This window comes from Pseudomonas caspiana, from assembly GCF_002158995.1.
GTDB classification, from domain to species: Bacteria; Pseudomonadota; Gammaproteobacteria; order Pseudomonadales; family Pseudomonadaceae; genus Aquipseudomonas; species Aquipseudomonas caspiana.
Map to the genome: position 1 here is coordinate 5,336 of NZ_LOHF01000042.1, position 19,378 is coordinate 24,713.

Below are 19,378 nucleotides of genomic sequence, written 5' to 3' on the forward strand. Positions count from 1 at the left end.
ATGCATTTCAATCCAGCAGTTTGGCTTTTGTTTGATGAGCGCGCGCGTGCCCGCGATCGAGTTGGCATAGGCGCTGACAAGTGCGTTCTCTGCGGCAGATTGCGTTTTAATTAGGCTCCAGACCCAAACCAAGGGAGGACTCGTCGGTGTTGCGACCCGACATGGATCAGCCAACCCCGCACCCATTTGGGCTATGGTGTTGGTTTTCCCATCCCACTCAGGAGAGTTGCACCCTTGAAGCTCTGGCCCATTCTGCTGTTGATCCTGTTGCCATTCACCGCTCAGGCCATGGAAATCGGCGACCCGGTACCGACCTGGAGCCTGTTTGATCAGTTTGATGAGCCGTATGTGATGAACCCGCAAAAGACCCAGACGATTCTGGTCGCCAGCAGCATGAGTGCGGGCAAGATCATGGAGAAGGCGTTAAAGGACAAGCCCAAAGGCTTTCTGGAAGCCCGACATACTGTGTTCATCGCCAACATCGAGCCAATGCCAGCGTACGTCACCAAATTTTTTGCCGTGCCTAAAATGCGCAGGACCTATTCTTATCGGGTAGCCCTTGACCGTGAGGCGCAGATCGCGCCGGGTTATGGCGGCGACGCGGCTGCCGTTCAGTGGTTGCAACTCAAAGATGGCAAGTTGCTTGAGCGTCGTGAATTCAACGGTCCCGATGCACTTCGCGAGGCACTCGAAAAACCATGATCGGCGCGCAGGTCCTGACACCGCAAGCAATGACCCTGGCGTGGTTGTTGTACTTGCCGGTGTTGGCCTGGGCGGTCCGGCGTGTACCGTGGGTGGAGTTGCTCACGGACAACCGCCGTCAGCACCTGTTGTTCGGCACTGTGTTTGCGTTGTTCCTGCTGTGGCTTGTCAGGCGGGACTTCGAGACCGGTGTGTCATATCACTTCATCGGCATGACCGCGGTGACGTTGCTGCTGGACTGGCCGCTGGCGATTCTCGGCGGGTTGGCGGCGCAAATCGGGCTGCTTGCCCTGGACCGTCAGGACCTGGCGGCGCTGGGCGTCAACGGCCTGCTGTTTATCGGCTTGCCGGTACTGGTGACCGAAGCGTGCGCGGTATTGGTGGAGCGGGCACAGCCTAAAAGCCCTTTCGTTTACATATTCTGTTCGGGGTTTCTCGCAGCCGCCCTGGCGGCGTTGATGTGCTTGCTGTTTGCGCTGGGCTTGCTCTGGCACGAAGGGATGTTCGAGATGCCGATCTGGCTGGAGGATTTCGCGGGCTATCTGTGGCTGATCATCTTTCCCGAAGCCTTCATCAACGGCATGGTCATCAGCGCGTTAGTGGTGTTCAGCCCCGAGTGGCTGGAGACATTCAACCGCACGCGCTATCTGTCAGCGCCCTGGAAGGACAGCGGGGACAGATGACTGAGCTTTTATATTGGCACGGGACCGTCGCGGGACCGGCTTTAGCCGGTCCCACAGGGGCGATCAATGGCGTTCAGGCAAATCACCGGAAAACATTTCATCTTCGGCATCCGGGCTGACCGGAATGGCGTGTTCTTCAGACGCCCATGCGCCCAGGTCGATCAGCTTGCAGCGTTCGGAGCAGAACGGCCGGGCAGGGCTGGCTGCGCTCCATTCCACTGGGGCGCCACAGGTTGGGCAATCGACGGTCATTGGTTGGCTCATGATTGGCCTCCGGACAAAGTTAAATAAAATTGATGCAGACGCGAGACTTCGCTTTGCAGCCAGGCAGCATCCCGGTCATTGACCAGTACATCATCGGCACGACTCAATCGATCTTCGCGATTGGCCTGGGCCTGGATAATCGCCTGGACTTGTTCCTGGCTGGAGCTGTCACGCAACATGGTGCGCTGAACCTGCACCTGCTGCGGTACGTCAATCACCAGCACGCGCTGGGTGGTTTTCCACTGGCCGGACTCAACCAGCAGTGGAGAAACCAGAATCGCGTAGGGTGAAGTCGCGCTAGCAAGATCGCGCTGAATCTCCTTGGCGATCAACGGATGCAGCAGGGCTTCAAGCCAGCGGCGCTGTTCGGCATTCTCGAAAATCAAACCCCGCAGGGCACCGCGATTCAGCGTGCCATCGGCATTCAGCACCGTTGGCCCGAAGTGCTCGGCAATCAGCGCCAACGCAGGACGACCAGGTTCAACCACCCAGCGCGCCGCGTGGTCGGCGTCGACCACATGGATGCCCAGATCAATGAAGCATTGCGCTGCGGCGCTCTTGCCGCTGCCAATGCCGCCAGTAAGGCCGAGAATCCAGGGTTTTTTAACGGTTGGGTTCATCTGAATCCGGCGAATTGCAAATAGGAGTCGGTTATTTGACCACCCCAGAGCAAAGCGATCCAGCCTGCGATGGCCAGATAGGGACCGAAGGGGATCGGCGTGCTGGTTTCGGCATTGCGCAAACGCAGCATGATCAGCCCCAATACAGCGCCCACCAGCGATGACAGCAGAATGGTCAACGGCAGGATCTGCCAGCCACCCCACGCCCCGAGCATCGCCAGTAATTTGAAGTCGCCATGGCCCATGCCTTCCTTGCCAGTTATCAGTTTGAACAGCCAGTACACCGACCACAGCACCAGATAACCGGCCACCGCGCCCCAGAGCGCGTCGCCCAAGGTCGTGAACACGCCGAATGAGTTAACGATCAGGCCCATCCACAGCAGCGGTAACACCAAGTCATCAGGTAGCAGCTGGTGGTCGGCATCGATCAGACTCATGGCTAGCAAGCCCCAGCTCAGTACCAGCATCGCCGCAGCCGCCCAGCCAAAACCGAAGTACCAGGCGACGTAGCCGGACAGCAGGCCGCAGGTCAGTTCTACTAACGGATAGCGCTTGCTGATCGGTGCCTTGCAGCTTGAACACTTGCCACCCAGAAACAGATAACTGATCACCGGCAGGTTTTCCCACGGGCGGATTTGATGGGCGCAATGGGGGCAGCGCGAGTGGGGCAGGATCAGGTTGAAGGTTTCGCTTGCAGGCTCGGCGGGCAGCTTGAGCATTTCCCTGGATTGAGCCTGCCAGTCGCGCTCCATCATGATCGGCAGACGGTAGACCAGCACATTGAGAAAGCTGCCCACCAGCAAACCAAGAATCAGCGCGGATAAAACAAAGGCCAGCGGTGAGCTGGCCAGGAAATCAACAAGGGACATATTCAGACAACGCTACCAAGTTTGAAGATAGGCAAGTACATAGCGATCACCAGACCGCCGACGATGACCCCGAGGATGGCCATGATCATCGGCTCCATCATACTGGTGAGGTTGTCGACCATGTTGTCGACCTCATCCTCGTAGTAAGTGGCGACTTTATCGAGCATGGCGTCCAGCGCACCTGACTCCTCGCCAATCGCGGTCATCTGAATCGCCAGGCTGGGAAACACACCGGTGGCGCGCATGGAGAAGTTGAGCTGCATACCGGTGGAAACATCCTGCTTGACCTTGTTCACCGCGTTGCGGAACACGACGTTGCCGGTCGCTCCGGCTACGGAATCCAGCGCTTCGACCAACGGCACCCCAGCGGCGAAGGTTGTGGACAGGGTACGAGCAAAACGGGCGATCGAAGACTTGAAGAGCAGCGGGCCGATAATCGGGAGCTTCAGCAACTTGCGATCAACGCTGTCGCGGAAGTTCTGTGATCCTTTGTAACTGCGTCGGAACAGGAAAATACTGGCGAACATCAACCCAAGGATGATGAGCCACCAATCCTGAACGATTTTCGAGAGGCCGATGACCATCAGGGTGAACGCGGGCAGCTCTGCACCAAAGCCGGCAAAGATGTCCTGAAATTTCGGCACCACGTACAGCAGCATGATCCCGGAAACCACAAACGCCATGATCATTACCATGATCGGGTAAGTCATTGCTTTCTTGATCTTGGCTTTGAGCGCTTCGGTCTTTTCCTTGTAAGTTGCTACCCGGTCCAGCAAGGCTTCCAGCGCACCCGCCTGTTCACCGGCGTCGACCAGGTTGCAGTACAAGTCGTCGAAGTATTGCGGTTTCTGCCGCAGAGCGGTGGCGAAGCTGTTACCCGCGGCGACTTCGCTTTTTATTTCCTCGATCAGCTTGCGCATGTTCGGGTTTTCCGAACCCTCGGCAATGATGTCGAAGGACTGCAAAAGCGGTACTCCGGCTTTCATCATGGTCGCCATTTGCCGGGAGAAAAACGCGATATCCAGCGGTTTGATTTTTTTCCCGGAGCCGAAGATAGAAACCGGTTTCTTGCGCACTTTAGTCGGGTTGATGCCCTGTTTACGCAACTGCGCTTTGATCAGCGCCGGATTGTGGCCGGTCAGTTCGCCGGTCATCTTCGCGCCTTTCTTGTCCGTACCTTCCCAGGTAAAAACGATAGCTTTCGCCGCTTTGCTGGCCATGATCAGTCCTTGGTCACGCGGTTGACTTCTTCCAGGCTGGTGACGCCCTGCATGGCTTTGATCAAGCCTGAAGTGCGCAGGTCATTAAAGCCGTCCTTGCGCATTTGAGCGGAGATATCCAGAGAGTTGCCTTCTTCCATGATGATGCGCTCCAGAGCCGGGGTCTTCTTGACCACCTCGTAAATCCCGACGCGGCCCTTGTAACCGCCGTTGCACTGATCGCAGCCCACGGCAGTGTAGATTTTGAAGGTGCCGACTTTGTCTTCCGGGAAGCCTTCCTTGATCAGGGTTTCGCGGGGTATGTCTGCTTCCTTCTTGCAGTGCGGGCAGAGTTTGCGCGCCAGACGCTGGGCAATGATCAGATTGATGGCCGTGGCAATATTGAAGGCGGCCACGCCCATGTGATGCAGGCGGGTCAGGGTTTCTGCTGCGCTGTTGGTGTGCAGGGTGGAAAGAACCATATGCCCGGTCTGCGAAGCCTTGATCGCAATTTCGGCGGTTTCCAGGTCACGAATCTCACCGACCATGATTACGTCAGGATCCTGACGCAGGAACGCACGAAGTGCCTGGGAGAAGTCCATTCCTTGACGCGGATTGACGTTGACCTGGTTAACCCCTTCAAGGTTGATCTCGACCGGATCTTCAGCGGTGGAAATGTTGATGTCCACGGTGTTGAGGATGTTCAAGCCGGTGTACAGCGACACGGTTTTACCCGAACCGGTAGGGCCGGTGACCAGAATCATGCCTTGTGGCTGCTTGAGCGCCTCCAGATACAGGGCTTTCTGCTCCGGTTCATAGCCCAGTGCGTCGATGCCCATTTTCGCCGTGGTCGGGTCGAGCAGTCGCATCACGATCTTTTCGCCCCACAGCGTCGGCAGAGTGTTCATCCGGAAATCAATGGCTTTGGTTTTCGAAATGCGTAATTTGACCCGGCCATCCTGCGGCTTGCGGCGCTCGGAAATATCCAAGCTGGCCATGACCTTCAAACGCGCTGCGATGCGGCTGGCGAGGTGGATCGGCGGTTTGGCCACTTCATGCAGGATGCCGTCGGTACGTAGCCGGACCCGGAAGGTTTTTTCGTAAGGCTCGAAGTGCAAGTCGGAGGAGCCCAGGCGAATGGCGTCCATCAGCATTTTGTTGACGAAACGCACCACCGGCGCGTCGTCGGCATCGTCCTGACCGAGAGAGGTTTCCTTGGTGTCGCTGCCCGACACCACTTCCAGGCTGAGATCGACATCACCCATGTCGCCCAGAGCCGAGTGGCCGTCGAAGAATTTTTCGATGGCGTCGGTGAGCTTGTCGTCCTCCACCAGAATCGCTTCGATAGCCAGCCCGGTGCTGAACTGCAGATCGGTTATGGCCTGTTGATTGGCTGGGTCGGAGATGCCGATATAGAGCTTGTTGGCACGTTTCCAGAGCGGCAGGGCATGATGCTGGCGGATGAGTTTTTCACTCACCAAACCCTTGGGCTGCTCTTCTTTATTAAGGCAATTGAGGTCGAGAAAGGGCAGGCCGAAATGGTCCGAGGACATTTCGGCCAGAACCAGCGCCCTGACCAAGCGGTTTTGCACCAGATAACTGATCAGCGAAACCTTGTCGCGCCGGGCTTGCTGATAAGCCTGTTGCGCCGCTTTTTCAGTCAGAAGTTCGGCAACTACCAATTGTTTGGCCAAACCGCTCAGAACAACATCACTCATAACACCACCAACCCCAGACAGTATCTGGTTTATAGCGTAGTCAGGCGGCGCTGCCAATGATGCACGGCAAGGTGACCAAAATTGTCAGTTAGTGATCATGCAGGGAAGCGCAATTGGGTGGTCAATCAAAGGATTAGCAATAAAGGAGGATTGAAGAGCGTTTGGCATGACCTATGCTTTGGCACAGGCAAGCAACACCTTATTGACGCACCGGAGCAGTACCTATGAAAGCACAAAAAGGTTTTACGTTGATCGAGTTGATGATCGTAGTAGCGATCGTCGGTATTTTGGCTGCTGTGGCGATTCCGTCGTATCAGAACTACACCCGCCGGGCGGCTTATACCGAAGTGCTTACCGCCATGGCGTCTGTAAAAACAGCAATCGGTGTGTGCCTTTCTCAGGCTGCGGCTGTAACTGAGTGTGATACCGCCGCCGAAGTAGGCATAACTTTACCTGGCAACGTTGGTGCAGTGAACAGCGTCACGATCACTACAAACACCGCTGCAATCGTCGCCGTGCCAAACGCTGTGAGGGGGATTGCTACTACTGATACATGTACTCTTACTCCGACCTTTGCAGTCAACGCCCCTGTTACTTGGGCTTATAGCGGCGTGTGCCTCACCAACGGTTATGCCAAGAACCCTTAAAGGCGTAGCGCCGTAATTGAGTTAGCGCTTAATGGGTAAGCCGAAATAGCTCAGCCCGGTAGAGCAGCGCACTCGTAACGCGAAGGTCGCAGGTTCGATTCCTGTTTTCGGCACCGCGTTAATTTCCGGGGTCCTCCCAAGGGTCTCGGAAAACTCCACAATTTAACCGCCTAGCGCGGTTTTTTTGTTCCTGTCGCTTCCACGTTCTTCCTACACCAATCAAAAATTTCTAGTACATTATGCAGCACAACTGAATTCGACTGTGCTGGTGATGTACTAATGCCCCTAACTGATACCGCTGTCCGTCAGGCGAAGACTGGCCAAAAGGACTATTCCCTGACGGATTCCGACGGGCTGTCGCTTTTCGTATCAGCGAAGGGTACGAAGTCTTGGCATTTCCGTTTTTCGTGGCATGGAAAGCAGCCTCGCTTTTCGCTTGGTACCTATCCTGAAATTTCCCTGAGAGAAGCACGCGAGCTACGTGACCAGGCCCGCTCCCAAGTTGCTAAGGGTATCGATCCGCGCGCCCATCGTCGTGAAGCTAGGCTCAGGGCAGGGGACTCTGCAGGGAGAACCTTTGAACTTGTTGCGAATGAATGGCACGCCTTTAAGGCGCCACGAATGGTGGTGGCCAAGAAGGGCGGATCAGCACAGGCCAGATTCTATTTGGACAAGGATCTAATTCCGGTACTGGGAAAAATCCCCATTGCAGACGTGCGCCGGGCGGATGTGCTGGCTGCATTGCGGCGCGTGGAGAAAAGGAAGGCGCTTAACTCTGCTCGCAAGTGCCGGTCGTGGCTTAATGAAATATTCAGATATTCGATTGCGTCGGGTTTTATTGAGACAAATCCGGCTGCGGATCTAGATATCGTTGCGGAGCCGGAGCCTCCAGTCCAGCATAATCCCATGCTTAGACAGAAGGATCTTAAGGAGTTTTTAAAGTGCCTGCGTGCATTCCCTCTGACCGAATTCACAAGAAGCGCTATCAGACTGCTATTGCTGACAGGGGTACGCACTGGTGAGTTGCGCCATGCGACGGTGGCTCAGTTCGATTTCGAGGACGCGATGTGGACTATCCCAGCTGATACGGTTAAACAGCTGCGAAAACTAATTCGTACACCGGTGGGTGGTGAGGTTCCGCCCTATCTCGTGCCGCTCTCAAGGCAAGCCATTGCTGAAGCCCGTAAAGTGCACCAGCTGACCGGTCGCTATCGATTGCTAATAGCAGGCCGCAACGACCCTAGTCAGCCAATAAGTGACGGAACAGTGAACGGTGCTTTAAAAAGAATGGGGTATGGAGGCAGGCTCACAGGGCACGGGATCCGCGCTACTATTTCGACTGCCTTGAACGAGATGGGCTACAAAAATGATTGGATTGATGCGCAGCTGTCCCACGCTAGTGGCAACAAGGTCCGGAGAACCTATAACCATGCCGAGTACGTTGAACAGCGTCGCGCAATGATGCAGGCGTGGGCGGATTATTTAGATGCGGTTGAGGCTGATGCCTGAGGACCGCGTGACGCTGCCACTTGGTCGCGGTTCCATTGGATGATCTCGGCTTTTATCCATGCAACTGCTCTCGGACCGAGCTTGACCTGCTTAGGAAAGAGCCCCTTGCTGGCCATATCGTAAATCCGTGAGGTACTCACGCCGGTCAGTTTCTTGACGTCTGGGAGGCGGATAAATTCGATGTCTTCGTTCAGCTGGGCAGTCATGGTTTTGGCCTCCTATCATCCGATTCTGGGCAATGTAGCGGATCCGCGCCTATGAATACTTTTTCTGGTGCATCGGGCCAATGCTCTCGGATCGAATCAAAACTCCCTTCGTTCCAGAATCTTAGGAAGTTCAGCCCGTCTTCGTCTTCAAGTGCAAACTCAATCGCGGCAGTTGCCGGATCTGGTGCTGGGGGCGGTAGAGTTGCAAGTGCGATTTTCGCTTCTGCGACCCAGTCAGAGTGGTCCGGATTCTGTTCAACCAGCATCAAAACCCCTTCAGCCAGAAGCCACGCGACCTTATCCAGCTTGCTCAATGCTTGTTCGGGGTCAGCCTGTTCTGGCCTCGCCAGCACATGATCGAACGGGACCCGGAAGCCAGCGGCATTGCGGTGTCCGCCGCCGCCAAATCGTTTTGCTATAGCTGATACATCCTCGCCAGCGTCAGAGCTGCGAAGACTGAATGAGCGACCATCAGCCATATCCCAGTAACAAGCTGCGAATGGCTCGCCAACGCTCATCAGTGCTCCTGCATCACTGGCAAATGTGTGCGGGAGGTTTGCTACTGGAACGTTGAAATTGGCGATAACCATGCGGCGTTTGGATGCGGCAACAAGCTCAGCCACGTCCTTCTGCTGCTTGCGTTCGAGAGCGCGACCTTCAAACCTCAGTGCTGCGGAGTCGATTGCGAACAGTTCATCCCAGATCGCGAAGTCCTGTTTGTAGCTGAAGAGGCTCGCAAGGATTTCGCGAGTGCCATCCAGCCCAAACCGCCACAGGTCCCTATCTTCGATGTGGTAGATCAGCGCTGGGCGTAGTTCATGTGGAAAGAAGTAATCCCAGGCCAATCCGGCGCCAGACCGGCTCATGTCGAAAAGCACATGAAGATTCTGATTTGGTTGCTCTGGTTCGACAAAGTAGGAGGCACCGGCTGATGGCAGGTCCCGCAGATCTTCTTGTGCGGTTTTGTGATGATCGAGCACCAACACGGAGCGGGCGCTTTCCGCCATTGCCGTCAAGACTTCACGCGGGTAGGAGAAGTCAACAATCACGACGGTTTTGCCAGCGACATCAGGTGCTGGCTCGCCATGTTTCGCTGCGTGAAATTCAATATCGTTGCCAAGTGCTTTGCGTACGACCCAGGCCGCACCGAAACCGTCGGCGCAGTTTGCGTGGTAAATACAGATCGTCGGGGTCAGGTCGCTCATATTGCGTCCTCCGTTTGAAAGTTGGTTACTAGCTGATTGGCTTTACTTAAGTCTTTGGCACCGCTGCCTACGCCATAGCATGTGTGGAGATGTCTGAGGACGCGCTTAATCATGATCGGCTCCCTTGCTGCTGCGAGTGCTTATACCCCACCACAAGCTGCGCGGGCGGGCGACCCTGAGCTATCAGCGTTGTATCGGTTGTGGCGGCCTCGCGCAGCTTTTCGTGGGGTATAAGCACCTCGGTGGTGCTGCGGCAAAGAGCAGTAATGCCTGCTGCTGCGCAGCAGAGACTGTTTATTTTTTGCGCGGTGATGCTGCAGGTGATGCGGAGCAAAGCGGTTTGGTTCTGGTGGCGTGTCAGTTCGTGAGTCATGCCGCTTTCCTCCGGTGTTCAATGGCGAGCTGATCCATCAGCCGCTGGTGATAGGTGAACCGCGCTTCAAGTGGTGACCAAGGCCGGATGATGTCGTCCGATGGGGTGATGCCTACCAGCCATTGCCAGATGGCCGTATCGGGTGGCATGAGGTCGCGTCGTTCTGTGGCGAGTGCAACGAGGTCCGCGTGGTGTACTTCGTCTGGTAGGTCAGCTTCGAGGCCGAAGCGGGTGCATATCCGTTCCCATATCGATTTCTCGACGTCCTGGTAGGCATGCATCAACTCCTTGAGCGGGCGCACCATGTCGCCCACGTAAGCTTCAGTGGCGTCATGAAGCAGGGCGGCTAACTTATGCTCTTCTGGCACTAAGTCCGCGACGATGCAGCTGTGTTGGGCCACGCTATAAAAGTCTCGGCAGTGACCGTTGAATCTACACAAGTGGGCCAAGGAGTGTGAGATATCCCGTGGGTCGATCTGATCGGCTTCCGGTGCGTATAAGTCGAACGACTGGCCGGTCATGGTTAGTATCCGGCTCATCACGCAGCCTCCTTAACGAGATCGGCCAGCAACAGCGCGTTTTCGGTGGCGTTTTGCAGTTCGCGCAGCGCTTCTTGCCCGATCAGTGCCTTTAGTTGCTTGTCTAATTCACGTTGATAACGGTTAAGCGTCTTCAGCGCGGAGTCAGCCTTCAGGTATTTCTGATTTAGATCACCGGCCGCCTCCGGGCTGAGGCGGATCACAGATATGGGCTTTCTCATGCTGCTTGCTCCTGCTCTGTCGCCTGCAGAAGTGCGGCCATCTCCAGAGCTTGCTCTCGCAGGCTCAGGCAATCCCTGTGAAGTTTTTTGCCGGTTCGGAAGGCGCTGAATGTCTCTGCAGCAATCCGCAGCTTCTCAGCGATGTCGAGCAGTGCTTCTTTTTCTTTCAAGCCCAAGGCCAAACTTTGCTTAAGGCTTTTGCAATGCTTGGCTAGGCGTTGGTGGTCATCGCAGAGGAGTTGAAGCGAGGCTTCAAGTTCTTTGATGGTGGTTAGGTCTTGTTCGCGTGGGATGTCCTCGCCTGTTTTAAGGCCGAGAGTTAAGCCTTCGCTCCTTCCCATCATGTAGCCAAACCAAAAAAGAAGGCCGACTGGGATGATGATTCCGATCAGTGCGTAAATCTGTTCTGTTGTCATGTGGTGTGCTCCTGGTGGTGGGGGCGCTGGTGGTGGCAGCGATTTATTTCAGGTCGGTTCGTCTTGTGGGTCGTTTTGCTTCCCGTCCATTTCTTCGTCGGCCTTGTATGCGCGAATGTCGATCAGTGCTGCGACATGGCGGATGTGAGCGAACTTCGGCGCTTTGCGACTGGTGTCTAGGGTTGTGATAGGAAGAGGGATTCGACCGTTCTCAATTTCGGTCACGAATGACCGCTCGTTCAGGTTGCGAAAGTACTGCTCGCGCAGCTTGTCTAACGGGATCAGCACGTCACCGAAGGTACGGTAGAGCAGTTCAACCGTGACGGGATCTGGGGCGGGTAGCAGGCGCAAAGGCACTTGGGCAGCCACCATCACGCTGCTTCCTTCGGTCGTGGCGACTTTGAATCTTCCTTGAGCCTTTGGAGTACTTTCTCGGCGGTGCTGCCGTAGCCATAAAGCGCGGTCGTTTTATCGGTGAAGATAAAGGCTTTAAGCGCTGGAGCCTCTTCAAAATACGCGTCAATGCTTACCGAATAACGTGCGCTGTCCAACTCGGCCGCCAGTAAAGCAACGCTGGCCCGTAGCTCTACCCAGTCGCTATAAATGGGCGTAGTCGATTCGATATCTGCTCCAGCTGCGACGCAAATGAAGCGAGCCCAGGCTTGGATCACTTCAGGCGTTCGGGCCTCGGCTGGCGTCGAAGTAAGTTCGTCCAGCGCGCGATCAATCAGTTGGTGATCCATGGTTCTTTTTCCTATTAGGATGGTTCCAGCTGTTTAGGCAGTGACGTTTGGTCAGCTCGCGCAGATGTTCGGGCACTTCGAGAAGCGCAGCGTTGCGCTCCTCGCGTGTCTTCATTGCAATGATCTGGCGAGCAAATTCCCTAGGCCACGTCACGGTTGTCTGCCGGTATCTCTGGCAGCACAAGCCCGAGCTTCTCGGCCAGCCAGCGAATGCCTGCTTGCTTGATTCGGGTGGACTGGCTGTACTGCATGCCTGACTTTTCGTGGTACCACTTGCCTTCATAGACCCGCATGTATTCGCGATCTCTTGTCGGGTACTTGGGCAGACACCTTTCGTTAAGCAGTTCTTTATCACGCATAAGGGCGATCAACCTTGGTCGGCTTAGACCGAGATGCTTGGCAGTTTGGGCAAGGTTGCGTTCCATGAAGCCTCCTATGCCGCGTGCATTGCTGGGGTTGCAATGCTTGCCAGATGATTGATGGATTCGACAACCTTTTCATGGATCTCGACATCGGGGCCTGACAGCGTGAAGCACTTGGTGCGCGGCTGTCTGTTGCCAATGGACAGAAGCGTCGTAGCTGCTGTACGTGCTCTATTTCGATGAATGGCGACATGAATGGGGAGTTCAAGTCCAACGTCGAGACTGGCCGTGCCCCCACGCTTTACCAAGTCAAAAACCTGCTGACTCAGTTCCTGGGTGATCACTTCCTGAAGCCCGTTGGATGGCCGTTGTTCCGGTGCGACCAGCTGCAGGCTCTGGTCAGGCTGGCCGTTGGCTATTTCCTCAATGAATGCAGCAAGCTTGAGATGAGTCGTCTTCGTATTGGATAGCGTTAGAGAGTGGCGTTGGCTGCCCATTTCGACCTTGAACTGCGTTTCAGTCTCAGCATGGTCGACCTTCAGGATGAAGGGTATCGAACCGTTCTGCGGACGGCTGCCAATGGTGTGGCTAAAGATTTCGGTCAAATTGACTTGGGCCTTTAGCAGCGTTAAGGCGTTCGGGGTGAGTTTGAACCTGCTCATGCTGCGCGTCCCCCACCATTTGGATTGACCGGGCGGCCATTGGGGTAGGGAATCAACTTCGGTTTAGATGGCACGAAAGTGCAGCCGCCATGGATCGCCAGGCGGCGTACCTCAAAGATGAAAAATGGGGATGCTACTGCTGGGTGGGCGTGAATCGTTGCTGTGGTGTGCATGGTGTTGCCTCGCTCTGTGGTGGAAGAGTGAGGCAAAAATAACTAAGGTTTTATTTTTGTGCAACAACTAAAGTTGTAGATTATTCGATTTCAGGGCATCTCGGGAGGGGGAACGAATTCAAGGGCCTGACGGTAGACCACCAAAAAATACGGCCTAAGATCTTCATCTGTTGGTCAATAAACTGATTAAACGTGTAGGTTTCGTCTGGATATTCCGCACGGTTGTAGCTGATTAGCTTGAGGCCACCCCCGTCAATAAGTTCTACAAACTTAATCCGTAGCTCCCCGTCTTGCTCGACCGCGTAGAGATGATCGTGCAGGACTTTGGTCATGCCTCGATCTATGCCTACCGTGGTTCCATGCAGAATGAGAGGTTCTTGGCTTCGCCCCGTCACAGTGGCACATATAGCGTTTGTCGCCTCGACTCCGCAGTGCCTCAAAGTGCCGAGCGAGAAGCGTAGAACTCGGCCGGGCTCTGACTGTACAGCTGTGCGGCCGCTTCCCGCCGATATCTCAACCTTTTTGAAAAGAGGCACTTCAACTTCGTCTGGATCCAAAGGGGTATCGCTATCCCAGGCGGCGATAGGCTCTAAATCGATTTTGGCGCGGGATTCAGAGCGGATGGGCGTGACGGCTGCTGGCATATCACCATTTTCGAGCCATGCGACAGATATTTTCATGCCTCGGGCGATGGCTCCAGTCTTACGACTTTCTGTAGTTTGCCCGGATAGGATTTTGAAAATTGTCGTTTGAGAACAGTTCGCGACCTTAGCTACATCAGGCTGGCTCATTCGAAGCTCAGCCATAGCGTATCTAAGTCTGTCGGCAAGCGTGGGTAGCAGTTCAGAGGGTAGGTATTTCATCGCTCAATTTTACTACCTTGGTCATAGGCTGTCTGAAAACTTTAAGTGTTGACTGTCCTATTACAAAGGTTGTAGATTGCGGTCTGTTCCAACCTTTAGGATGTGTCACATGACTATTTCACTTTCGCTTGCCAGCCAATGTCAGGAAGCTTTGGGTCGCGCAGTAAAAGCTTGTGGTGATAACCAATCCGAGCTGGCCCGCCGCTGTGGGGTTAAACAGCCCCACGTGTGGAAATGGCTCAAAGCTGGGCGCGTTCCTACTGAGCGTGTTCACTCCGTAGTGCGAGCAACTGACGGATTAGTCCAGGCTCATGAGCTACGACCTGATTTACCTGAAATATTTCCGGTACCTGAGAACCTTGATGCCGCTAAAGCTGCTTAAAACATCCCTCTAATCCTGGAGAAGGCTATGTCCGTAGACATGTACGCAGACAACTTCGGCACCGCACCCGGGCTTGAGGTTTCACTCAAGCACATCGAGGGTGGCCTTGTAGTGGTTTCGTGCTCTTTGAACGGCCGCCGGTTTGAGGGATACGCCCCTACAACACCGGAGCGCGCCGCCGAGGCATCCAAGTACCTTATTTAGGGTTTACAAGCACTACGCGCCCTGTTTCGTCGCGGTGAATCTGCTCGTTGAACTCCAGTTGAACAAGTTTCGTGCCGCGCTGCTTGATGCGGTAGAACTCAAGGCCGCTGAAGGTGAGTTCACAGTCATCAGGGCATGTCGCCAGTTCCCGGCGAAGACGGCCGACAGTAATAGTAGGGGTATGACTATCTGACTTAGGTAGTTCTCCTTACAAGTAGGTTAGAAAAAAGGCGACCCAAAGGCCGCCCGATTTCCCCCGACACGCACCACCACAGCGGAGTCGGGCCGCGATTTAGGTTGACGGGCACACCACATGCATTCCGTCGGTCTCAATCGCGTTCTCAAGGCACGGATGCCTTGGATTGCTGCCTCTTCCACCACAGAGCGGGCAGCTGTTGCGCCAGAGGCGAACGACGGATCGCTCGCCTCGGCACGGTGCCGGTAAGACCGGCGTGTGGACCCTTTCAAGCCACGCGGCAAATGTATCACCACTACATGCTGCGCGGCACTGGCAACTTATAAGGATTAATGCCATGAGCCGAATTGCTCTGAGCTGTACTGAACGGGCGCAGCGGGAGATCCTGCCGCTCGACCTGGCGCTTTACCATGCTGCAAGGGACTACCCTGGCGGTGCTGCTGCAATCGCCGTCACCACCGGCAGAAACCCCACCACCCTGCAACACAAGCTTTCACCGACTCACCCAAGCCATACAGTCAACATTCAGGAGTTCGGCGAAATCCTGGAGCTGACCAAGGACCGCCGCATTCTGGACGCAGTGCATGCCTTGGTCGGTGATACGACTTGGCAGGAGTTGGCAGAGGCTTATACCAATGACATGCCGGAGACTTTGACCACAGGCATTGCAGAGTACTTCCATCAGGTCGCGAACCTAGCCGAGACATGGGCGAGGAGCATCGGCGATGGTGTAGTGAGCGATCAGGAGCTGGCTGAGATTCGTCTGCAGGTGTTCCGCGGCATTCAGGGCTTGCTCGGGTTGTTCAACCGCGCCTCCTACGTCAATCAGACGACGCGGGGTGCTGATCATGGCTGACATTGCCGATTTCGCTAATGACCTTGTGCAAGAGCGCATAGATCAAGCTCTCGCCGCTCGCGTCGCCGCCAAGCCTGCTATGGCGGCATCCTCATTTCTGTTTTGTGAGGGATGTGGTGAGGTGATACCTGAGGCGCGACGCTTCGCTGTGCCTGGCTGCACTCAATGCGTCACATGCCAGCACATAGATGAATTGCGGGAGGCCCGTCATGCTCGATGAGGTGCTGGGGCAATTCTCTGACTATGGCCTTGAGCCTGATCAGCCGTTGGTGTTTGGCAAGTTGACCCGTTGCAAGACGTCCCAAGATAAGGGAAAGGAAAAAAACGGTTGGTACGTCATTCACGAACATCTGACCGAAAAGAACGAGTCGCTGATCTTCGGTAGTTTTGGTGACTGGCGTTCGGGGGAGTCGCAGAAGATCAAGGTGAAAGCGGGACGAATGTCACCTGAAGAGCGTGAGGTTATGCGCGCTCGTCAGGAAGACGCGAAGCGCCGCGCAGCTGAGGTCGCCGCCAACGCAGCCCGTCGTGCGGCCAGTAGGGCGGTGGGTATGTTTAAACGCATGCCTGATAAGGGCAAAAGCGCCTATCTGGATCGTAAGCAGATCGTTGGATTTCGTGTTCGTTACGCGCCGCGTTCAGGAGCTGTGCTGGTACCGATGAGCAACGCCCGTGATCAGATCGTCGGGCTGCAAGTCATCTACCCGGAAAAGCAACAGGATACGGGGCGTGACAAATCCTACTGGCCCTACGGTATGTCCAAAGAGGGGGCGTTTCATTTAATCGGTCCCGAGCCTGAGCCTGGTGAGCCGTTGCTGATCTGTGAGGGATACGCCACCGGCGCCAGCCTGCACATGGCGACTTCGTGCGGGGTCGCCATTGCTTTTGATGCGGGCAACTTGCTTGCGGTCGCAAAGCTGATGCGTGACCGTCTTCCTGGTAGACCGATCATTATCTGTCGCGACGATGACTGGAAGACCAAGCGTCCAAATGGACAGCCTTGGAACCCTGGTGAGGAAAAGGCTACCAACGCGGCTTTGATCGTTGGTGGTCAGGTCGTTGCGCCGATATTCTCAGTAGAGCGTCACGACAAATGGACTGACTTCAATGATCTGCATGTCGCCGAGGGCCTGGAGGCGGTACGCCGTCAGGTGTTAGCGGTCGTCAGGCCCCCTGCAGCGGGTGGTTGGAAAGACCAGTTGGCACGCAGTGAGAACGGTGCGCTCATTGCCCATATGCAGAATATCGAACTGATACTTGGCAACGACGAACGCTGGGCCGGGGTAATCAGTTTCAGCGCATTCAGCTCCAAGATCGTTAAGTTACGGGCCGCGCCTTACGGCGGTGGTACAGGCGACTGGGCTGATATCGATGATATGCGTGTCATGAAGTGGCTGGCTCAGGTCTACAACCTCCGGGTCAAAGCTTCCAGCGTCATTGAGGCAGTCAGCATTGTTGCTCACGACCATGCCTTTCACCCAGTGCGTGAGTACCTGCAGAAGCTTGAGTGGGATCAAGTGCCACGACTGGAGCAGTGGCTCGTAGATGTCATGGGGGTCGAAACCTCTGAGTACGTCAGAAAGGTCGGCAAGCGGTGGATGATCTCGGCGGTCGCGAGGGTGATGCGGCCTGGCTGCAAAGCAGACTCGGTGTTGATTCTTGAAGGCGCACAGGGCGCAGGTAAATCAACCGCGATGAGCATCCTCGGGGGTGACTGGTTCATGGACACACCCTTTGCGCTCGGCGACAAGGATGGCTTTCAGGCTATTCGTGGGAAATGGATTGTCGAGTTGGGCGAGTTGGACAGCTTCAACAAGGCCGAGAGTACCAAGGCCAAGCAGTTCTTCTCTGCTTCGACAGACACCTACCGAGAAAGCTATGGCCGGAGGACAAACGACGTGCCACGCCAGTGTGTTTTCGTGGGTACGACCAACCAAGAGGAATATCTCAAGGATGCGACCGGCAACCGGCGTTACTGGCCCGTTGCGTGTACGAAAGTCGAACTCGAGCAACTGCGTGAGATGCGTGATCAATTGTGGGCTGAGGCGATGTTCTGCTTCCAGGCAGGCGAGATCTGGTGGGTTAACCGTGACGAGTCATCCATGTTCGCCGAGGCACAGGACGAGCGCTTCGTGGTCGATGAGTGGGAGGGTCTTATTCTGAATTGGCTTGAAGAGTCGCAGATCGGTGAAACCACCAGCGGTAATGAGTTGCTTGGCACCGCATTGAAGCTGGATGCGGGGCATTGGGGTAAGCCAGAGCAGATGCGCGTCGGTGCAATCATGCATCGTCTGGGATGGAAGCGGGCGCGATCTTCTGTTCTGTCGAAAAGCGGCTTGCGGCAATGGGTCTACAAGAAACCGGCGGCGTGGGGTCGGTCGTCAGATCTGGTTGTCGAGAAGTTTGATGAGCCCTGCTTCGATGATTAAACGAATTGATGCGATGTTGAAGCTTTGGGCTGAAGACCTCCATTCGGCTTCGCGGGGGGGATCCGCTTCGGGTGGGAACATGATCGCCATGCTTATGGAGTGCAAAGGCGAGCTGATACGTGGTACGCGGGGCAGCCGTGTGCTGCTGGATGAGTCTGCCGACATCGAGCTAATCGTCAACAAACACTTGGCTCCCGAGCTGGCGGTGGTTGTCCGTGAGCATTACTGCAACAGCGATAGCTTCCTAAATCAAAAAATGACCCATTGCGGGTGCAGTCGACAGACCTACTATGACCGTCTTCATCAGGCACACCTGAGCATTCAAGGCCTGCTATGGGGTAAGGCCGCTTGAGGGCTCTAGCCATTTCCCGCTTGTCCTACCTCGTCCCACTGACTATCAACGCAGTGGGACGGGTGGCAGCCCCGTTTGCGTTGCTCCGTCCCACTGTCCCACCTCTAACCAGCATTCCCGCATGTAGCGTAGCGTGCACCGTCGCGCGCTATGCGCGCGTCAGCGTGTGCTTAATTATTCTTCCTTTACACGGGGGAATAACAATAAAGGTAGGACAGTGGGACGACGCTTTGTTTTCGGGGGCTTCAAACGTCCCACCTGTCTCTAGCCCAGTGGGACAGTGGGACATGTGGAAAAAAGCGAATGGCCGATTGAGGGTATTCGTCTACATTGCCGGGGCGTTGGTGCTGTGTTGCCTACATATTCACCGGTGGCATTAAAACAGGCTTGCTGCCACCGGAATCGACCTGTAAAAAGTAGTCATCTTCGATAGGTGCGACCGTAAAGAGCGGCACACACCACCACACTGAACCCGGCCTATGGCTGGGTTTTTTATTGCCCAAGTTTAGCCTTCATAGCTCCAGCGTTAGCGCCGGCGGCTGTTTGATCCCCCGCGCCAGCTATAAATACCTGTCCCAAAGACATCCCTCGGGACCCTGGAGGAGGTATGGCCGGAAGTCACACGTCACGAAAGAACACTGGCAGCTCATGCGCTTTGATCACAACTGACTTCCAGAGTGGCGCGAGACCAGATCCGCGAGATCGATGCATTGGGTCGTCGACGTTGGAAGTGTGTTTGGCTGATTACGGGAAAGACCGCGCACCTATTCAGTGCCTCTGCATTCACGGTGGCCTTTTCGTTTAAAACTTGGACGTGCAACCAGCGAACACGTCGCTCAAAGGTGAGTCATGGTTTCAGATCGATTTTCGTTTTATTCGCCTGGGCTCAATAGCCCTATAAGCTTTGTTTTTGCCATTGCGCCCAATGATGCAAGCGACCTCCCTGAAATCACCCGAGCGCTATACATCGGCGGTGCTGGCAACG

Annotated in this window: 27 protein-coding genes and 1 tRNA gene; 12 read left to right on the plus strand and 16 right to left on the minus strand. The window is 55.4% G+C overall.

Translation table 11 applies throughout. From position 1 onward, the window contains the following. The first annotated feature begins 234 nt into the window (after nt 1–234). Both AUC60_RS26870 and AUC60_RS26875 read left to right on the plus strand, forming a co-directional pair. Complete coding sequence (locus AUC60_RS26870) at nt 235–702, plus strand: hypothetical protein (protein ID WP_087274551.1); 468 nt, start codon at nt 235–237, stop codon at nt 700–702. Next, nucleotides 699–1,385 (plus strand): energy-coupling factor ABC transporter permease, encoded by a 687-nt coding sequence (locus AUC60_RS26875; RefSeq protein WP_087274554.1) that lies wholly within the window; start codon nt 699–701, stop codon nt 1,383–1,385. Before AUC60_RS26870 ends, AUC60_RS26875 begins: the two co-directional genes overlap by 4 nt. Nucleotides 1,386–1,448: 63 nt before the next feature. Here AUC60_RS26875 and yacG read toward each other — a convergent pair whose 3' ends face one another. The 5 genes from yacG to pilB are packed head-to-tail and all read right to left on the minus strand — an operon-like array spanning nt 1,449 to nt 6,055. Beyond that, on the minus strand, nt 1,449–1,649 hold the full coding sequence (gene yacG / locus AUC60_RS26880; RefSeq protein WP_087274556.1) for a DNA gyrase inhibitor YacG: 201 nt from the start codon (nt 1,647–1,649) through the stop codon (nt 1,449–1,451). Next, on the minus strand, nt 1,646–2,269 hold the full coding sequence (gene coaE, locus AUC60_RS26885; protein WP_087274558.1) for a dephospho-CoA kinase: 624 nt from the start codon (nt 2,267–2,269) through the stop codon (nt 1,646–1,648). The genes yacG and coaE overlap by 4 nt, the downstream gene beginning before the upstream one ends. Further along, a complete protein-coding gene (locus AUC60_RS26890; protein ID WP_087274559.1) occupies nt 2,266–3,138 on the minus strand; it encodes a prepilin peptidase in 873 nt (290 codons plus the stop codon). The genes coaE and AUC60_RS26890 overlap by 4 nt, the downstream gene beginning before the upstream one ends. A gap of 2 nt (nt 3,139–3,140) precedes the next feature. Beyond that, nucleotides 3,141–4,358 carry a type II secretion system F family protein gene (locus tag AUC60_RS26895; protein ID WP_087274561.1) on the minus strand — a complete coding sequence of 406 codons (1,218 nt, stop codon included), beginning with the start codon at nt 4,356–4,358 and terminating at the stop codon, nt 3,141–3,143. Between the two features lie 2 nt (nt 4,359–4,360). Beyond that, a complete protein-coding gene (pilB, locus tag AUC60_RS26900; RefSeq protein WP_087274562.1) occupies nt 4,361–6,055 on the minus strand; it encodes a type IV-A pilus assembly ATPase PilB in 1,695 nt (564 codons plus the stop codon). Between the two features lie 224 nt (nt 6,056–6,279). On the opposite strand from pilB, the gene AUC60_RS26905 reads away from it, so the two are divergent. The 3 genes from AUC60_RS26905 to AUC60_RS26915 all read left to right on the plus strand — a co-directional run bounded on the left by AUC60_RS26905 (nt 6,280) and on the right by AUC60_RS26915 (nt 8,211). Then, complete coding sequence (locus AUC60_RS26905) at nt 6,280–6,702, plus strand: pilin (RefSeq protein ID WP_087274564.1); 423 nt, start codon at nt 6,280–6,282, stop codon at nt 6,700–6,702. A 39-nt stretch (nt 6,703–6,741) separates the two neighbouring features. Beyond that, nucleotides 6,742–6,815: transfer RNA gene (locus AUC60_RS26910), tRNA-Thr, on the plus strand. A gap of 166 nt (nt 6,816–6,981) precedes the next feature. Further along, a complete protein-coding gene (locus tag AUC60_RS26915) occupies nt 6,982–8,211 on the plus strand; it encodes a tyrosine-type recombinase/integrase (protein ID WP_087274565.1) in 1,230 nt (409 codons plus the stop codon). Here the strand turns inward: AUC60_RS26915 and AUC60_RS26920 are convergent. The 11 genes from AUC60_RS26920 to AUC60_RS26970 all read right to left on the minus strand — a co-directional run bounded on the left by AUC60_RS26920 (nt 8,181) and on the right by AUC60_RS26970 (nt 13,902). Then, entirely contained in the window at nt 8,181–8,417 is a 237-nt protein-coding gene (locus AUC60_RS26920) for a helix-turn-helix transcriptional regulator (protein WP_087274567.1), read from the minus strand. The genes AUC60_RS26915 and AUC60_RS26920 overlap by 31 nt on opposite strands. Then, nucleotides 8,414–9,622 (minus strand): phosphohydrolase, encoded by a 1,209-nt coding sequence (locus tag AUC60_RS26925; RefSeq protein ID WP_144443307.1) that lies wholly within the window; start codon nt 9,620–9,622, stop codon nt 8,414–8,416. The genes AUC60_RS26920 and AUC60_RS26925 overlap by 4 nt, the downstream gene beginning before the upstream one ends. Nucleotides 9,623–9,731: 109 nt before the next feature. After that, nucleotides 9,732–9,995, minus strand: a complete 264-nt coding sequence (locus tag AUC60_RS26930; RefSeq protein ID WP_238599651.1) for a hypothetical protein — start codon at nt 9,993–9,995, stop codon at nt 9,732–9,734. After that, nucleotides 9,992–10,534: a phosphohydrolase gene (locus AUC60_RS26935; RefSeq protein WP_087274568.1), complete on the minus strand. Its 543-nt coding sequence runs from the start codon at nt 10,532–10,534 to the stop codon at nt 9,992–9,994. The genes AUC60_RS26930 and AUC60_RS26935 overlap by 4 nt, the downstream gene beginning before the upstream one ends. Next, complete coding sequence (locus AUC60_RS26940; protein WP_087274569.1) at nt 10,534–10,755, minus strand: hypothetical protein; 222 nt, start codon at nt 10,753–10,755, stop codon at nt 10,534–10,536. The genes AUC60_RS26935 and AUC60_RS26940 overlap by 1 nt, the downstream gene beginning before the upstream one ends. Further along, nucleotides 10,752–11,171, minus strand: a complete 420-nt coding sequence (locus tag AUC60_RS26945; protein ID WP_087274571.1) for a hypothetical protein — start codon at nt 11,169–11,171, stop codon at nt 10,752–10,754. Before AUC60_RS26945 ends, AUC60_RS26940 begins: the two co-directional genes overlap by 4 nt. Nucleotides 11,172–11,219: 48 nt before the next feature. Beyond that, entirely contained in the window at nt 11,220–11,543 is a 324-nt protein-coding gene (locus AUC60_RS26950; RefSeq protein ID WP_238599652.1) for a pyocin activator PrtN family protein, read from the minus strand. Continuing rightward, on the minus strand, nt 11,543–11,914 hold the full coding sequence (locus AUC60_RS26955; RefSeq protein WP_087274576.1) for a hypothetical protein: 372 nt from the start codon (nt 11,912–11,914) through the stop codon (nt 11,543–11,545). The genes AUC60_RS26950 and AUC60_RS26955 overlap by 1 nt, the downstream gene beginning before the upstream one ends. 140 nt (nt 11,915–12,054) lie before the next feature. Beyond that, nucleotides 12,055–12,339, minus strand: coding sequence for a phage antirepressor KilAC domain-containing protein (locus AUC60_RS26960; protein ID WP_087274578.1), 285 nt, complete (start codon nt 12,337–12,339; stop codon nt 12,055–12,057). 8 nt (nt 12,340–12,347) lie between these two features. After that, complete coding sequence (locus AUC60_RS26965; RefSeq protein WP_087274580.1) at nt 12,348–12,938, minus strand: hypothetical protein; 591 nt, start codon at nt 12,936–12,938, stop codon at nt 12,348–12,350. Between the two features lie 253 nt (nt 12,939–13,191). Next, the gene (locus tag AUC60_RS26970; RefSeq protein WP_144443308.1) at nt 13,192–13,902 is read right to left on the minus strand and encodes a S24 family peptidase; all 711 of its coding nucleotides are present in this window, start codon (nt 13,900–13,902) and stop codon (nt 13,192–13,194) included. Between the two features lie 181 nt (nt 13,903–14,083). Here AUC60_RS26970 and AUC60_RS26975 point away from each other — a divergent pair, with 181 nt between their 5' ends. The 7 genes from AUC60_RS26975 to AUC60_RS28670 all read left to right on the plus strand — a co-directional run. After that, a complete protein-coding gene (locus AUC60_RS26975; RefSeq protein ID WP_087274584.1) occupies nt 14,084–14,356 on the plus strand; it encodes a transcriptional regulator in 273 nt (90 codons plus the stop codon). Nucleotides 14,357–14,383: 27 nt separating this feature from the next. Beyond that, on the plus strand, nt 14,384–14,560 hold the full coding sequence (locus AUC60_RS27925) for a hypothetical protein (protein ID WP_158099163.1): 177 nt from the start codon (nt 14,384–14,386) through the stop codon (nt 14,558–14,560). A gap of 533 nt (nt 14,561–15,093) precedes the next feature. After that, a complete protein-coding gene (locus AUC60_RS26985) occupies nt 15,094–15,612 on the plus strand; it encodes a phage regulatory CII family protein (protein WP_167384404.1) in 519 nt (172 codons plus the stop codon). After that, complete coding sequence (locus AUC60_RS26990; protein WP_087274586.1) at nt 15,605–15,832, plus strand: TraR/DksA family transcriptional regulator; 228 nt, start codon at nt 15,605–15,607, stop codon at nt 15,830–15,832. The genes AUC60_RS26985 and AUC60_RS26990 overlap by 8 nt, the downstream gene beginning before the upstream one ends. After that, nucleotides 15,822–18,041 carry a VapE domain-containing protein gene (locus tag AUC60_RS26995; RefSeq protein WP_087274588.1) on the plus strand — a complete coding sequence of 740 codons (2,220 nt, stop codon included), beginning with the start codon at nt 15,822–15,824 and terminating at the stop codon, nt 18,039–18,041. The genes AUC60_RS26990 and AUC60_RS26995 overlap by 11 nt, the downstream gene beginning before the upstream one ends. Continuing rightward, nucleotides 18,034–18,393: a PA0613 family protein gene (locus AUC60_RS27000; RefSeq protein WP_087274590.1), complete on the plus strand. Its 360-nt coding sequence runs from the start codon at nt 18,034–18,036 to the stop codon at nt 18,391–18,393. Before AUC60_RS26995 ends, AUC60_RS27000 begins: the two co-directional genes overlap by 8 nt. An 849-nt stretch (nt 18,394–19,242) precedes the next feature. Continuing rightward, nucleotides 19,243–19,378: spike base protein, RCAP_Rcc01079 family (locus AUC60_RS28670; RefSeq protein ID WP_420800762.1), on the plus strand; the 136-nt coding region annotated here is incomplete at its 3' end.

Bases quoted from the DNA above. Each gene is read 5' to 3' on its own strand.
- AUC60_RS26875 (WP_087274554.1), top strand. From the start codon at position 699: ATGATCGGCGCGCAGGTCCTGACACCGCAAGCAATGACCCTGGCGTGG.
- AUC60_RS26930 (WP_238599651.1), bottom strand. From the start codon at position 9,995: ATGACTCACGAACTGACACGCCACCAGAACCAAACCGCTTTGCTCCGC.
- AUC60_RS26975 (WP_087274584.1), top strand. From the start codon at position 14,084: ATGACTATTTCACTTTCGCTTGCCAGCCAATGTCAGGAAGCTTTGGGT.
- AUC60_RS26985 (WP_167384404.1), top strand. From the start codon at position 15,094: ATGAGCCGAATTGCTCTGAGCTGTACTGAACGGGCGCAGCGGGAGATC.
- AUC60_RS26990 (WP_087274586.1), top strand. From the start codon at position 15,605: ATGGCTGACATTGCCGATTTCGCTAATGACCTTGTGCAAGAGCGCATA.
- AUC60_RS26945 (WP_087274571.1), bottom strand. From the start codon at position 11,171: ATGACAACAGAACAGATTTACGCACTGATCGGAATCATCATCCCAGTC.
- AUC60_RS26905 (WP_087274564.1), top strand. From the start codon at position 6,280: ATGAAAGCACAAAAAGGTTTTACGTTGATCGAGTTGATGATCGTAGTA.
- AUC60_RS26970 (WP_144443308.1), bottom strand. From the start codon at position 13,902: ATGAGCCAGCCTGATGTAGCTAAGGTCGCGAACTGTTCTCAAACGACA.
- AUC60_RS26950 (WP_238599652.1), bottom strand. From the start codon at position 11,543: ATGGTGGCTGCCCAAGTGCCTTTGCGCCTGCTACCCGCCCCAGATCCC.
- AUC60_RS26940 (WP_087274569.1), bottom strand. From the start codon at position 10,755: ATGAGAAAGCCCATATCTGTGATCCGCCTCAGCCCGGAGGCGGCCGGT.
- AUC60_RS26925 (WP_144443307.1), bottom strand. From the start codon at position 9,622: ATGAGCGACCTGACCCCGACGATCTGTATTTACCACGCAAACTGCGCC.
- AUC60_RS26995 (WP_087274588.1), top strand. From the start codon at position 15,822: ATGCTCGATGAGGTGCTGGGGCAATTCTCTGACTATGGCCTTGAGCCT.
- AUC60_RS26915 (WP_087274565.1), top strand. From the start codon at position 6,982: ATGCCCCTAACTGATACCGCTGTCCGTCAGGCGAAGACTGGCCAAAAG.
- coaE (WP_087274558.1), bottom strand. From the start codon at position 2,269: ATGAACCCAACCGTTAAAAAACCCTGGATTCTCGGCCTTACTGGCGGC.
- AUC60_RS26890 (WP_087274559.1), bottom strand. From the start codon at position 3,138: ATGTCCCTTGTTGATTTCCTGGCCAGCTCACCGCTGGCCTTTGTTTTA.
- pilB (WP_087274562.1), bottom strand. From the start codon at position 6,055: ATGAGTGATGTTGTTCTGAGCGGTTTGGCCAAACAATTGGTAGTTGCC.
- AUC60_RS26920 (WP_087274567.1), bottom strand. From the start codon at position 8,417: ATGACTGCCCAGCTGAACGAAGACATCGAATTTATCCGCCTCCCAGAC.
- yacG (WP_087274556.1), bottom strand. From the start codon at position 1,649: ATGAGCCAACCAATGACCGTCGATTGCCCAACCTGTGGCGCCCCAGTG.
- AUC60_RS26960 (WP_087274578.1), bottom strand. From the start codon at position 12,339: ATGGAACGCAACCTTGCCCAAACTGCCAAGCATCTCGGTCTAAGCCGA.
- AUC60_RS26935 (WP_087274568.1), bottom strand. From the start codon at position 10,534: ATGAGCCGGATACTAACCATGACCGGCCAGTCGTTCGACTTATACGCA.
- AUC60_RS26965 (WP_087274580.1), bottom strand. From the start codon at position 12,938: ATGAGCAGGTTCAAACTCACCCCGAACGCCTTAACGCTGCTAAAGGCC.
- AUC60_RS26895 (WP_087274561.1), bottom strand. From the start codon at position 4,358: ATGGCCAGCAAAGCGGCGAAAGCTATCGTTTTTACCTGGGAAGGTACG.
- AUC60_RS27925 (WP_158099163.1), top strand. From the start codon at position 14,384: ATGTCCGTAGACATGTACGCAGACAACTTCGGCACCGCACCCGGGCTT.
- AUC60_RS26955 (WP_087274576.1), bottom strand. From the start codon at position 11,914: ATGGATCACCAACTGATTGATCGCGCGCTGGACGAACTTACTTCGACG.
- AUC60_RS27000 (WP_087274590.1), top strand. From the start codon at position 18,034: ATGATTAAACGAATTGATGCGATGTTGAAGCTTTGGGCTGAAGACCTC.